10 protein-coding genes are annotated in these 12,563 nt (G+C 66.0%); 6 read left to right on the forward strand and 4 right to left on the reverse strand.

Annotated features, from left to right (window positions below):
• The first annotated feature begins 22 nt into the window (after nt 1–22).
• The 5 genes from AC1DSJ_RS08735 to AC1DSJ_RS08755 all read left to right on the forward strand — a co-directional run bounded on the left by AC1DSJ_RS08735 (nt 23) and on the right by AC1DSJ_RS08755 (nt 5,986).
• Entirely contained in the window at nt 23–1,006 is a 984-nt protein-coding gene (locus tag AC1DSJ_RS08735) for a Bug family tripartite tricarboxylate transporter substrate binding protein (RefSeq protein ID WP_245636400.1), read from the forward strand.
• Nucleotides 1,007–1,170: 164 nt separating this feature from the next.
• Nucleotides 1,171–2,982 carry a sulfoacetaldehyde acetyltransferase gene (gene xsc / locus AC1DSJ_RS08740; RefSeq protein ID WP_156336815.1) on the forward strand — a complete coding sequence of 604 codons (1,812 nt, stop codon included), beginning with the start codon at nt 1,171–1,173 and terminating at the stop codon, nt 2,980–2,982.
• 82 nt (nt 2,983–3,064) lie between these two features.
• The gene (locus AC1DSJ_RS08745) at nt 3,065–3,994 is read left to right on the forward strand and encodes a bifunctional enoyl-CoA hydratase/phosphate acetyltransferase (protein ID WP_441371289.1); all 930 of its coding nucleotides are present in this window, start codon (nt 3,065–3,067) and stop codon (nt 3,992–3,994) included.
• A 142-nt stretch (nt 3,995–4,136) separates the two neighbouring features.
• Complete coding sequence (locus AC1DSJ_RS08750; RefSeq protein WP_441371290.1) at nt 4,137–4,529, forward strand: nuclear transport factor 2 family protein; 393 nt, start codon at nt 4,137–4,139, stop codon at nt 4,527–4,529.
• A gap of 23 nt (nt 4,530–4,552) precedes the next feature.
• Nucleotides 4,553–5,986 (forward strand): NAD(P)/FAD-dependent oxidoreductase, encoded by a 1,434-nt coding sequence (locus AC1DSJ_RS08755; protein WP_441371291.1) that lies wholly within the window; start codon nt 4,553–4,555, stop codon nt 5,984–5,986.
• 85 nt (nt 5,987–6,071) lie between these two features.
• On the opposite strand, the gene pdxR is transcribed toward AC1DSJ_RS08755, so the two are convergent.
• The 4 genes from pdxR to tauA form a co-directional block, all read right to left on the reverse strand.
• On the reverse strand, nt 6,072–7,604 hold the full coding sequence (gene pdxR, locus AC1DSJ_RS08760) for a MocR-like pyridoxine biosynthesis transcription factor PdxR (RefSeq protein WP_441371292.1): 1,533 nt from the start codon (nt 7,602–7,604) through the stop codon (nt 6,072–6,074).
• A 149-nt stretch (nt 7,605–7,753) separates the two neighbouring features.
• A complete protein-coding gene (locus AC1DSJ_RS08765) occupies nt 7,754–8,581 on the reverse strand; it encodes an ABC transporter permease subunit (protein WP_175168479.1) in 828 nt (275 codons plus the stop codon).
• A complete protein-coding gene (locus AC1DSJ_RS08770) occupies nt 8,574–9,404 on the reverse strand; it encodes a taurine ABC transporter ATP-binding protein (RefSeq protein ID WP_054425705.1) in 831 nt (276 codons plus the stop codon). Before AC1DSJ_RS08770 ends, AC1DSJ_RS08765 begins: the two co-directional genes overlap by 8 nt.
• A 61-nt stretch (nt 9,405–9,465) precedes the next feature.
• Nucleotides 9,466–10,494 (reverse strand): taurine ABC transporter substrate-binding protein, encoded by a 1,029-nt coding sequence (tauA, locus tag AC1DSJ_RS08775; protein WP_441371293.1) that lies wholly within the window; start codon nt 10,492–10,494, stop codon nt 9,466–9,468.
• Nucleotides 10,495–10,871: 377 nt separating this feature from the next.
• Here tauA and AC1DSJ_RS08780 point away from each other — a divergent pair, with 377 nt between their 5' ends.
• Nucleotides 10,872–12,563 carry a methyl-accepting chemotaxis protein gene (locus AC1DSJ_RS08780; RefSeq protein ID WP_441371294.1) on the forward strand — a complete coding sequence of 564 codons (1,692 nt, stop codon included), beginning with the start codon at nt 10,872–10,874 and terminating at the stop codon, nt 12,561–12,563.

Consider the following 12,563-nt stretch of genomic DNA (forward strand, 5'->3'; position numbering starts at 1 on the left):
GCATCCCCTCAGGAGACAACAAGTGAAACCCCTCAAGACCTTGATTTGCATGGCGGCCGCCGCCTGCGCAGCCTTACCTTCCGCCGCCGCTCTGGCGCAACAGGCCAACTGGCCCACCCACGCCATCACGCTGGTCGTGCCATTTGCGGCGGGCGGTGGCGGCGATACGCTGGCGCGCCTGGTCGCCGAGCCGCTGTCGCGGGAACTCGGCCAGTCGATCATCGTGGAAAACCGCCCGGGTGCCGGTGGCAACATCGGCACATCAATTGCCGCGCGCGCCAACCCGGACGGCTACACGCTGTCTTATGGCACCAACGGCACGCAGGCCACCAACCACTGGCTGTACAAATCACCGGGCTACGCACCGGCCGACTTCGAACCGATATCGCGCTTTACCGTCATCGCGGCCGCCCTGGTTGTGAATGGCACCGACGACCGTTTCAAATCGCTGGCGCAGTTGCTGGACTACGCCAAGTCACACCCGGGTGAGCTGACCTGTGGCTCGGCCGGCAACGGCACATCGTCCCATCTGGCCTGTGAACTGCTGAACCAGATGGCGGGTATCAAGGTCATGCATATTCCGTACAAGGGCGGCGGCGCGGCCATGACGGATTTGCTGGGCGGGCGGATCTCGTTCCTGATCGACGTCATGCCCAACGTGTCGGGCCAGATCGCGGCGGGCAAGTTGCGGGCGTTGGCGGTGACGACGCCTGAGCGCGTGGCGTCCAACCCCGACATTCCCACCATGAACGAGGCGGGCGTAAAGGGCTACGAGTTCTTCGCCTGGGATGGCTTGTATGCGCCCAAGGGCACGCCGGTTGCCGTGCTGGACAAGCTGAACGCCGCGGTCAACCAGGCGCTGCAACGGCCGGACGTGAAGAAGGCGCTGGAATCGCGCGGGGCCATTCCGTCCCCCACCACGCGTCAGGTGCTGGGTGAATTTGGCGCCGAGGAATACACGCGGCTGGGCAAGGTTGTGAAGACTGCGGGCGCGGCAATCGACTAAGCACTTCCAATATCTGCAATTTCCGCGGCGGTCGCCGGGCCGCCGTGCGGATTTTGCAGAAAATGGAACGCGGTGGGCTGTGACCCGCCGCCTTTCTCCGGCAGTATCGGATCACACCGGCCACGATGCACGCACGCAAGCGCCGGCCTGCCAGGAGAGAGACCATGAGCAGCAAGCAACACATGACCCCCAGTGAAGCGTTCGTTGAAACGCTGGTGGCGCAAGGCGTCAAAGACGTATTCGGCATCGTTGGTTCGGCCTTCATGGATGCGCTGGACTTGTTTCCCGCTGCGGGAATTCGCTTCGTGCCCACGGTGCACGAGCAGGGCGCGGCCCACATGGCCGACGGCTACTCCCGCGTCACGGGCCGCCACGGCGTCTGCATTGCGCAGAACGGGCCGGGCATCACCAACTTCGTCACGGGGGTGGCCGCCGCCTATTGGGCGCACAGCCCGGTAGTGGCGATTACGCCCGAAACCGGCACGGCCGGCATGGGGCTGGGCGGCTTCCAAGAGACCGAACAGCTGCCGATTTTCTCCCGCATCACCAAGTACCAGGCGCACGTGAACCGGCCGGACCGCATGGCGGAATTCACAGCCAAGGCGTTTGATAACGCGCTGGCCGAACGCGGCCCCACGCAGCTGAACATTCCGCGCGACTACTTCTACGGCGAGATCGACGTGGCCATACCCGAGCCGCGCCGCGTGCGTCGCGGGCCGGGCTCGGAAGAAGACCTGGAAGCGGCGGCGCGAATGCTGGCCGAGGCGAAGTTCCCGGTCATCGTGGCGGGCGGCGGCGTGTTGTTCTCAGAGGGTCAGGCGGAATGCGTGGCGCTGGCTGAATTGCTGGGCGCGCCGGTCGTCACCAGCTATCTGCACAACGACGCGTTTCCCGCCAGCCATCCGCTGTGGTGCGGCCCGCTGGGTTATCAGGGCGCGAAAGCCGGCATGAAGCTGTTGTCGCAGGCCGATGTGGTGCTGGCGCTAGGCACGCGGCTGGGGCCATTCGGCACCTTGCCGCAGCACGGGCTGGACTACTGGCCGCAAGGCGCGCGCATCATCCAGGTGGATGCCGACCACCGCATGCTGGGCCTGGTGCGTCCGGTATCGGTGGGCATCTGCGGCGACGCCAAGCCCGCCGCCGCCGCGCTGACCGAAAAGCTGAAAGGCCGTGACGTCGCCTGCGTGCGCACCAAGTCAGCGCGCGGTGACGCGATTGCCTCGCAGAAAGCGGAATGGGAAAACGAACTGGACAGCTGGTCGCATGAGCGCGACGACTGGAGCCTGGACATCATCGAGCAGGGCGGCGGGCGCATGCATCCGCGCCGCATGCTGCGCGAGCTGGAACGCGCGATGCCCAAGCATGTGATGGTGTCGACAGACATCGGCAACATCTGCTCGGTGTCCAACAGCTACCTGCGCTTTGATGAGCCGAACTCGATGTTGGCCGCCATGAGCTTCGGCAACTGCGGCTATGCGCTGCCCGCGCTCATCGGCGCCAAGCTCGGCCGGCCCGACCGGCCCGCCGTGGCCTATGTGGGCGACGGCGCGTGGTGCATGAGCTTCCAGGAATTGCTGACCTGCGTGCGCGAAAAGATCCCGGTCACAGCCGTGGTCTTTCACAACGGCCAATGGGGCGCTGAAAAGAAAAACCAGGTCGACTTTTATGGCCGCCGCTTCGTGGGCAGCAACCTGCTGAACCCGAACTTTTCCGAGCTGGCGCGGGCCATGGGCGCAGAGGGCATTCGGGTGGAGCACGCGGACCAGGTGGGCGCGGCGTTGCAGGCGGCGTGCAAGGCGCAGTCCGAAGGCAAGACCACCGTGTTGGAAATGATGGTCAGCCAGGAACTGGGCGACCCCTTCCGGCGCGATGCCTTGAAGCAGCCGGTGCGCTTCCTGGACAAGTACAAGTCGTACGTGAACCAGCCGTTCCATGCGGGCGAGGTGCCGCTGTCGATCGAGCCCGTCAAGCGCTGATCGGCGCGCGAGCGGCACGGCAAACGCCGCGCCGCTCGCGTCACACTTTGCCCCGACATTCGCGGCAGGAGGCACGACCCCCATGGCAATCGACCGATTGTTCGCACCGCTGCGCGAGGCCGCGCTATTGGGCGGGCGCCTGCGCACCGCGGTGGCGTATCCCTTGTGCCCGGCGAGCCTGGGCGCGGCGGTCCAGGCGCGCGAGGCCGGTTATATCGAACCCGTGCTGGTTGGCCCGGCGCGCCGGATTCAGGCCCTGCTGGCGGAAATGGGCGTGCGCGCGGGCGGTATGGAAATCGTGGACACGCCAGACGATGAGAAGCTTGCCGCGCGCACCGCCGCCGCCCTGGCGCGCGACGGCGCGGCCAGCATGTTGATGAAAGGCAGTTTGCACACCGATCATTTCATGTCGGCCGTGGTGGCGCGCGAATCGGGCTTGCGTACAGAGCGCCGGATCAGCCATGTGTTCGTCATGGCGGTAGCGGCGTACCCCAAGCTATTCATCCTGACGGATGCCGCCGTCAACATCGCTCCGACCTTGCAAGAGAAGGCCGACATCGCTCAGAACGCCATCGACCTTGCGCGCGCGCTGGGCGTGGCGCGCCCAAAGCTGGCGGTGTTGTGCGCGACAGAATCGGTCAACCCGTCAATGCCCGCCACGCTGGATGCCGCCGCGCTATCCAAAATGGCCGACCGCCAGCAAATTCGGGGCGGTGACATCGATGGCCCCTTGGCGTTCGACAACGCGATATCCCGTGAAGCGGCCGATCAGAAGGGCATCGTGTCGCACGTGGCGGGCGATGCCGACATTCTGCTGGTGCCCGATATCGAAGCCGGCAACATGCTCTACAAAGAGCTGACCTGGCTGGCGGGCGCAGGCGCCGCGGGCCTGGTGCTGGGCACGCGTGTACCCGTGTTGTTGACCAGCCGTTCCGATTCGATGGAGGCGCGCGTCAACAGCTGCGCCATCGCCGTGCTGCACGCACGCGCCTTGGCGGCTGCCGTCCGCTAAAGCGGCTGCCGGAATGGGGAGCAAGCAATTCTGGTGCAAGCGATTCCCCGCGTCTGGTTCTAGACCCTGCCAGGTGGCCCACGTACCTTGAGTCCAGACGCCCGCGCGCGCTTTGCGCCGGACTTTGAGAAAGGGGTACGCAATGCACAAGACCGTCACCGTGGACATGCTGGCCGACTTTGCCGCCGCCTGGAACCGCCACGATATCGATGCCCTGATGCGCTTCATGAGCGAAGACTGCGTGTTCGAAACCGTGGGCGGGCCGGACGCTTGCGGCAGCCGCCACAGCGGAACGGAAGCGGTGCGCGCCGCCTTTGCGGCGGCCTGGAAGAACTTTCCTGATGCGCAATGGAACAACGGCCGGCATTGGGTGGCGGGCGACCGTGGCGTGTCGGAATGCACGTTCACCGGCACCGCCGTCGATGGCTCGCGGGTAGAGGCCGATATGGTCGATATCTTCACGTTCCAGGACGGCAAGATCCGCGTGAAGAACGCGTTCCGCAAGCAGCGCCCGGCCTTGCCGGCCCGTGCCTGAGCGTTGCCCCACGGAATCGAAGCATGGATACGCAAATGCCCTTCGAAACGTCCCTTCCACCCGGTGCGCACGCAGCGTCCGCAGCGCCCACCGCGCCTGTGGCTGCCTACAACCCAACTTACGACCCGCTCGTTTCGCCGCCCGGCCAAGGCCAGGACTATGCGCCCACGTACTGGGTGGCAACCGCCGGCGAACCGCCCGAAGACGACGGCCCCATCCGGGGCGATATCGATGTGGACGTCGCCATCGTGGGCTCGGGCTTTACCGGCTTATCGGCGGCGCTGACGCTGGCGCGCGACTTCGGCGTGCGGGCGGTGGTGCTGGAGGCGAACCGCGCCGTGTGGGGCTGCACCAGCCGCAATGGCGGCCAGGGGCAGAACGCGTCGGGCCGCTTGTACCGGTCGCAATGGATCAGCCGTTGGGGCCTGGATACCGCCAAGCGCCTGGATGCCGAGATCCGCGAAGGGTTTGAATACTGGAAGAGCCTGGTCGCGCAGGTGGATTGCGATGCACAGCCCGGCGGCCACTTGTACACCGCGCATCGCCAGAAGAAGATCGCGTTCCTGGCGAACGAGGCGCGTGTGATGCGCGAGGTGTTCGGCTACGACGCAAAGATGCTCAGCCAGGCCGAGCTGCGCGAACGCTATGTGCACGACCACGAGGCCGTGGGCGCCATGCACGAACCCGATGGCGTGGGCGTGCATCCGCTGAAGCTGGCCTATGGCTATCTGCGTCAGGCGCGCGCGTTGGGCGTGCGCGTGCATCCGTCCAGCCCGGTGCTGCGATGGCGCAAAGAACAAGGTGCCATCCTGCTGGAAACGCCGGGCGGGGTGGTGCGGGCGCGGCGCGTGGCGTTCGCCACGGGCGGCTATACGGCGCAGGGCGTGAACCCGCTGCTGGATAACCGCATCATGCCGGTGCTGTCGAATTCGCTGGTGACGCGGGTGTTGACCCCGGCCGAGCGCGAAGCCGCTGGCTTGAAGAGCACGGTATTCATCACCGACACCCGCACCCTGCGGTTCTATTACCGCCTGCTGCCAGATGGCCGCATGCAGATTGGCAGCCGCAGCGCCTTGCATGGCGCTGATGCGCAGCACCCCCGGCATCTGGCGTTGCTGCGCGAAGGGCTGGCCCGCAAGTTTCCGTCATTGCGCAACGTGGATGTGGCGTATTCGTGGTGGGGCTGGGTCGATGTCAGCCACGACATGATGCCGCGCGTGACGCAGCCCGATCCCGCTCAGCCGGTGTATTACGCCTTTGGCTATGGCGGTAACGGCGTCGCGTTTTCGGCGCAAGCGGGTAAGCGGTTGGCTGAGAGAATGATGGGCAAGGACGGCATTCCGTGGAACCTGCCCATCTACGATTCGCCGCTGCCGGGGCATCCGTTCGCGCCATTCCGGCGCATCGGGCAGGCGTTGTTGTACCGCTGGTATCACCTGCGCGACGAACACCTGTAGCGCCCGGCGATGCGCCGCTGCCTGCAAGCGGTAGCGCCTTGCGATGCGCCGCTGCCTGCAAGCGGTAATGCCTTGCGATGCGCCGCTACGCCGCTGCCTGCAAGCGGTAGCGGCGCACCACCTGCGCCAGCCTTTCGATGCCCGGTCCGATCAGTTCCGGCCGGATCGACGTGAACCCCACGCGCAGGAAATTGCGGGGCGCATCGGCGCCGTTCATGAAGAAGACGTCGCCCGGTTCCACCACCACGCCTTCGGCCAGGGCGGCCTCGGACAGGTCAGCGGCGTTCAGCCACGGCGGGCCTTCCAGCCAGCACGACGACGACCCGGTGATGGGCGTGGGTTTGAAATCCGGCAAGTAGCGGGCCAGCGCCTGCGTCAGTTCCGCACCGCGCCGCTGGTAAGCCTGCGACTGCTTGCGCAGCAAGGAATGGTGATGGCCCAGTGAGATGAACAGCGAGAACGCCCGCTGGATGTAGGCGGACGGATGGCGCAGCATCAGCCGGCGCAGCGCGCGCAATTCGCGCGTCAGCTCACGCGGCGCGACGATGTAGCCAATGCGCAGGCCCGGCGCGAACGACTTCGCCAGGCTGCCGACGTAGATGACGCGGCCATCGCGGTCCTGGCTTTTTAACGCGGGGATCGCCCCTTCGCCCCAACGGCTTTCGCTTTCGAAATCGTCTTCGATGATCATGCTGTCGGCCTGGCGCGCCAGCGCCAGCAGGCTTTCTCGGCGCTCCATCGACAGCGTCACGGTGGTGGGGCATTGATGGCCGGGGGTGACGAACAGATAGTCGCAGCCCAGCAAATGCGTGCCGGTGCACAGGCCGCGTTCGTCAACGGGCATGGGCAGCAGGTTGCGGGTATGGCTGGCGAAGATGTTGCGGGCGTCGGGGTAGCCGGGGTCTTCCATGCCGACGACGGTGTCTTCATTGACCAGCAGGTCGGCCAGCAGGTACAGCGCATGCTGCGCGCCGACGGTTATGACGATCTCTTCGGCGTCGGCCCACACGCCCCGGCGCGGCAGCACCTGCGTGCGGATCTGTTCGATCAGCGCGGGGTCGTCATGGGTGATCAGGTCAGGCGCCCAGCTGCGGATGTCCAGCACCGATAACGCCTTGATGCAGCATTCGCGCCATTCGGCGGTGGGGAACAGGTCAGGGTCGAACTGGCCGTACACAAAGGGGTAGGGCTGCTTCTGCCAGTCTTGGGGTTTGGTGATATTGCGTTGCCGCGACGGGCGAAAGCGCAAGCGTTCTTCCCAGCGCACGCGTTGCGGGGTGTCGGCATCGGGCAGCGCGGCGGCGGCTTCGGGCGCGGGTCCCGAATGCCCCTGCATGACGGAGTCGCACACGAAATGGCCGCTGCGCTCGCGTGACACCAGATACCCTTCGCTGACCAGCTGCTGGTAGGCGAACACGACGGTGTTGCGCGCAATGCGCAGCTGGTCGGCCAATTGCCGGCTGGACGGCACCGGCGTGCCGGGCGGCAAGTGGCCGCTAAGAATGGCCGACACCAGCATCTGGCGCACGCGGCCTTGCAGGCTGAGATTGGGCGCGCTTTCCCGTTCAAACAGGCGTTCCCACAACACAGGCTTGAGCATCGAGGCCTGGCTGGACATGACGGCTCCTTGAGTAGACGACGCAACGCCCGGCGCGCATGAGGCAAGCGCGGCCGGGGTCGGGGTGTGAGTCTGGGTCGGAGACTCAGGATAGAGGAGCGGTCTGGGTGGCGAAATGGGGGATTGCCCTTTACCTTTAGCGTTGCGCGTCAGATGCGTCCCTTCCACGGGATGGCGAATTTTTCCACGTAGCGCACCAGCAGATCGAACGCGAAGGCAAACACGCCGATCACGATGATGCCCATGATGACGATGTCGCTGGCCAGAAATTGCGCGGCGTTCAGCACCATGAAGCCCAGCCCCCGGTCAGCGGCCACCATTTCGGCCGCCACCAGGGTCGTCCATCCCACGCCGATACCGATACGCAAGCCCGTGAAGATTTCCGGCATGGCGGCTTTCAGGATGACGTGCCAGACGATCTGCATGGGTGTGCCACCCATGGCGTAGGCCGCATGGATCTGTTCGATGGATACCGACCGCACGCCCGCGCGCGCCGCAATTGCCATTGGCGCAAAGATGGCCAGGTAGATCAGCAGGATTTTCGGAAATTCACCGATGCCGAACCAGATGATGATCAGCGGCAGGTAAGCCAGCGGCGGCAGCGGGCGGTAGAACTCGATCGGCGGGTCGAAGATGCCGCGCGCATAGCGGTTCACGCCCATCAGAATGCCTACCGGCACCGCCGTGACGCAGGCCAGCAGAAACGCCGAGAACACCCGCGTCAGGCTGGCCATGGCGTGTTCGGCCAGCGTGGAATTGGCCACGCCGTCGGTCATGGCGGACACGAACTTGTCGTACACCGCAAAGGGCGAGGGCAGGAACAGCGGCTTGACCCAGCCGGCGCTGGTCACCAGAAACCACAGCGCGATCAGCGCAATGGTGGTGATCAGGCTGATGTGGCCGCTGTAGCCCGCGCCCGGGGCGCCATACACCTTGCCGGGCGCTGCGGGCTTGTGCCCGCCGCGCGGCCTAGGCATGTGCGGGCTCTTGGACGGCAAGCTCGTCGCCGTAGATGATGCCAAGGACTTGCTCGCGCATGGCGATGAAGTCGGGGCTGGATTTGATACGGCGGCCATCGCGGGTCTCCAGGTAGCGCCGGTTGAAGTCCGGCGTGAAGGTGTGCGTGATGCGCCCTGGGCGCGGCGACATGACGATCAGCCGCGACCCCAGGAACAGCGCCTCTTCCACGCTATGGGTGATGAAGAAGAACATCTTGTTGGTCTGGCGCCAGATGTCCAGCAGCAGCTCCTGGATGGTCTCGCGGGTCAACGCGTCCAGCGCCGCCATCGGCTCGTCCATCAACAGCATGGCGGGGTCGCAGGTCAGGGCGCGGGCAATGCCCACGCGCTGCTGCATGCCGCCGGACAACTGGTAGATCATGTGCCGATGAAAATCCTGCAAGCCGACCAGCTCCAGGTTGCGCCGGGCGCGGGCGCGCCGCGTTTCCTTGTCGACCCCTTGCAGCTTCAGGCCGAACTCGGTGTTCTCCAGCACGTTCAGCCAGGGCAGCAGCGCGTGCTTTTGAAACACCACGCCGCGTTCGGCGCCCGGGCCGGTAATGGGCCGCCCGCCCAGCGTGATCTCGCCGTCGGTGGGCGACAGAAAGCCGGCCAACAGGCTCAGCAAGGTCGTCTTGCCGCAGCCGGATGCGCCCAGCGCCACGACGAACTCGCCGGGTTCGATCGTCAGGTTGACGTCTTGCAGCGCAACCACCGGGCCGCTGTCGTGCAGGCCGGGATACGTGACGCTGACGTGATCCGCACGCAGGGCCTGCGCGGCGGACATGGGTGGGTGAGTCATGCGGTTTCCCCTTATGACAGGACGCCCGCGGCCAGGCGGGCGCCCTGCGCCAAGACGGCGCTTACTTGGCCGCAGCCTTCGCGTACTGGTCGGTCACGTGCGGGCTGTAGTCGCTCAGCGCCCGGTCGATCTGCTTCTGGTCTTTCAGGAACTTGGCGCTGGCGTCCAGCGCGCGCACCGCGCCCGACTCTTTGCCGCCGCCCAGCCAGGTGTTGGACGCCTGTTCCTGCGCGGTCGGGAACACCAGCAGCTTGAGCGCGCTGACGATGTCCTCGGGCTTGCCGCCAATCAGCCGGACGATGCCCTTGACCTGGGGCGAGTCGGCCGTCCACTTGGCGCCGTTGGCGTGATAGTCGGCATACGACTTGGCCAGCACGCCTGTGAAGGCGGCCATGAACTTCGGGTTTTTCGCGGCCCAGGCGCGGTCAACGACGATGCCGTCAAACGTGGGCACGCTGGCGCGGCCAATGGCTTCGGAGTCGGCAATGATCTTGCCGGTCTTTTCAATTTCGGTGAGCGCGGGCGGCCACACGTAGGCGGCGTCGATATCGCCGCGCTGCCAGGCGGCCACGATCTGCGGGGGCTGCATGTTCAGAATGCGCACGTCGCGCGGATTGATCTTCCAGACCTGGTCCATGCCGACCAGCAGATGGAAGTGCGAGGTCGACACGAACGGCGTGGCCACGCGCTTGCCCTTCAAGTCGGCTGTGCTGTTGATGCCTGAGCCGTTGCGCGCCACCAGCGCTTCGGACTTGCCGATGTTGTCCAGAATCCAGAACAGCTGCAAGTCGACCCCGCGCGTGGCGGCCGACGTCATGCCCGTGGAGCCCAGCACGCCGACCGGCACATTGCCGGAGGCCAGCGCCGTTGAGATATCGCCGCCTGATGTGAACTGGCGCCAGTCCACCTGGTAGCCAGCCTCTTTCAAGGCGGCGTCGAAACTGCCATCGGCGATGGAAGACAGGAAGGGGCCAACGATGAGCTGGTAGCCGACGACCAGTTTGGTCTGGGCGTAGGCGGGCGCGGCAAGCAGCGCGGCGGTCAGGCCGGCCAGGGTGCAGCGGCGGATGAGGCGGTAAATCGCGTTCATGGTGATCTCCGAAAGAGAGTGGGCCGCGCCCCGACGCGACCGGCTTTGTGCCGGTGCGGCCTGGTGCCAGTTTGCCCGGATAGGGGCAGAACGCTAGGTCCAGATGGGCGGATCAGTAGGAGCCACACGCTGGCGCCGCCGCCTTGCCCTCATGGTTAATCCCGGGGGCGCGCGCGAGGTATCGGCCAAATGCCCGAGGGCCATGTCGGCGGCCTTGGCTTAGCACTACTGCGCATGTCGGCCGGTGACGGAAATGTCATTCATTTGTTAACGATTTGTTAGCGGCGCCGGCATACATTCTTTTTGTCCGGCCTGCGCTTACCGCCGCCGCGCCATCTGGGCGGCCGGATTTCGCCGCAAAAAAACGCAGAGGTCGTATGTTCAACAATCTAAAAGTCCGCACCTGTCTTGGCATCTTGCTGGCGCTGTTCTTTACCGGCATGCTGGCCGCCAACGGCGCCGCCTGGATGGACACGCGCTCCAGCAACGCGAATCTGGGCCAGGTCAATGACGCGTACTCCAGCCAGGTGGTGCCTGCGTACGAGGCCTACACCTTGATGTTGCGGGCGCGGCTGGCGATGGACGCGGCCATGATCAACCGCCAAGTTGGCCGCACGCGCGAAAGCGCTGCGGACGCCGAGCGCGCGGAAGAGTTGTGGCGCCGCTCGCGCAGCCGGTTCGAGGCCTTCTCCAGCGAAGTTCGAACCCCCGAGCGCGAAGCCCGCGCAGCGCCTGTGCTGGCGGCGTTCAAACATTACGACGCGTTGGCCGCCGAACAATTCGAATCCATGCGCAGCCAGGACGCCCGCGCGTTCGCCTTGCAGATGGATGCCGTCCAGAGCGCGCATCTGGCGTTCGACGCGCAAGTGGCCGCTTACCTGGACCTTGTCGACCTCCGGACAGACGCGCTCGTGGCCGCCGCCGCCACCCGGCACCTGCGCGCCAATCTGGTGATTGTGGGGTTGCTGGCGGCCGCCGTGCTGCTCAGCATCGGCGCGGCGCTCTTTGTCAGCCGGTCGGTGCTGCGCCCCTTGTTGCGCGCGGGCAGCCATTTCCAAAGCATTGCCGACGGCAACCTGACCAATCACATCCAGATCAAATCCCACAACGAGATCGGCCAGCTCTTTCTGGGGCTGCAACGCATGCAGGCCAGTCTGGCCAAGACGGTGGCCGCCGTCCGCCAGAGCGTGCAGCAGATTGGCGTGGGCACGCGCGAGATCGCGGACGGCAATGTCGTGTTGTCCTCGCGTACCGAGCAGCAAGCGGCCACGCTGGAAGAGACGGCGCTGTCGATGGGCCGGCTGGCCGTCACCGTAAAAGAAAACGCCGACAACGCGCAGCGCGCCAACGAACTGGCTGAAGGCGCCTCGCAAGTGGCCGGGCGCGGCGCGGCCGTGGTGGCTGACGTGGTTGGCACGATGCAGGACATCAGCGCCAGCTCGGCCAAGATCACGCACATTGTGTCGGTGATTGACGCCATCGCGTTTCAGACCAACATCCTGGCGCTGAACGCCGCCGTAGAGGCCGCGCGCGCCGGCGACCAGGGCAAGGGCTTTGCGGTGGTGGCGGGTGAAGTGCGGGCGCTGGCTCAGCGTAGCGCAACGGCCGCCCGCGAGATCAAGCAGCTGATCGCCGATTCCGCAGGCCGGGTGCAGGCGGGCGCACAGCAAGTCGAGCTGGCGGGCGCGACCATGCGCGAAATCGAAACCGCGGTGCATCGCGTGACTGACATCATGGGTGAAATCGCGGCGGCCTCCAGCGAACAGGCGCAGGGCATCGACCAGGTCAATCTGGCGGTGTCGAGCATGGACGAGGCCACGCAGCAAAACGCCGCGCTGGTCGAGCAGGCGGCGGCTTCCGCGCGCGCCTTGCACGATCAGGCGGAAAAGCTGGCGCAGACCGTGGCTGTCTTTACCGTGGCGCCCCGCGTCATTATTGATATGGCGGTGCCGCGCGAGCCCGACCCGGTCATGCCCGTGCCGGCTGCGCGTGGCGGCCGCTCCGCGCTGCCGCGCGCCCGGGCGGCCAGCACCGGTCCTGATTTGACCAACGATTGGCAGGTGTTCTGA

This window comes from Achromobacter sp. 01N37 (assembly GCF_056399725.1).

What these genes read in the sequence shown, in the direction of transcription:
- AC1DSJ_RS08770 (WP_054425705.1), bottom strand. Translation starts at nt 9,404, where the DNA reads ATGACTCACCCACCCATGTCCGCCGCGCAGGCCCTGCGTGCGGATCAC.
- tauA (WP_441371293.1), bottom strand. Translation starts at nt 10,494, where the DNA reads ATGAACGCGATTTACCGCCTCATCCGCCGCTGCACCCTGGCCGGCCTG.
- AC1DSJ_RS08750 (WP_441371290.1), top strand. Translation starts at nt 4,137, where the DNA reads ATGCACAAGACCGTCACCGTGGACATGCTGGCCGACTTTGCCGCCGCC.
- AC1DSJ_RS08745 (WP_441371289.1), top strand. Translation starts at nt 3,065, where the DNA reads ATGGCAATCGACCGATTGTTCGCACCGCTGCGCGAGGCCGCGCTATTG.
- AC1DSJ_RS08755 (WP_441371291.1), top strand. Translation starts at nt 4,553, where the DNA reads ATGGATACGCAAATGCCCTTCGAAACGTCCCTTCCACCCGGTGCGCAC.
- AC1DSJ_RS08780 (WP_441371294.1), top strand. Translation starts at nt 10,872, where the DNA reads ATGTTCAACAATCTAAAAGTCCGCACCTGTCTTGGCATCTTGCTGGCG.
- xsc (WP_156336815.1), top strand. Translation starts at nt 1,171, where the DNA reads ATGAGCAGCAAGCAACACATGACCCCCAGTGAAGCGTTCGTTGAAACG.
- pdxR (WP_441371292.1), bottom strand. Translation starts at nt 7,604, where the DNA reads ATGTCCAGCCAGGCCTCGATGCTCAAGCCTGTGTTGTGGGAACGCCTG.
- AC1DSJ_RS08765 (WP_175168479.1), bottom strand. Translation starts at nt 8,581, where the DNA reads ATGCCTAGGCCGCGCGGCGGGCACAAGCCCGCAGCGCCCGGCAAGGTG.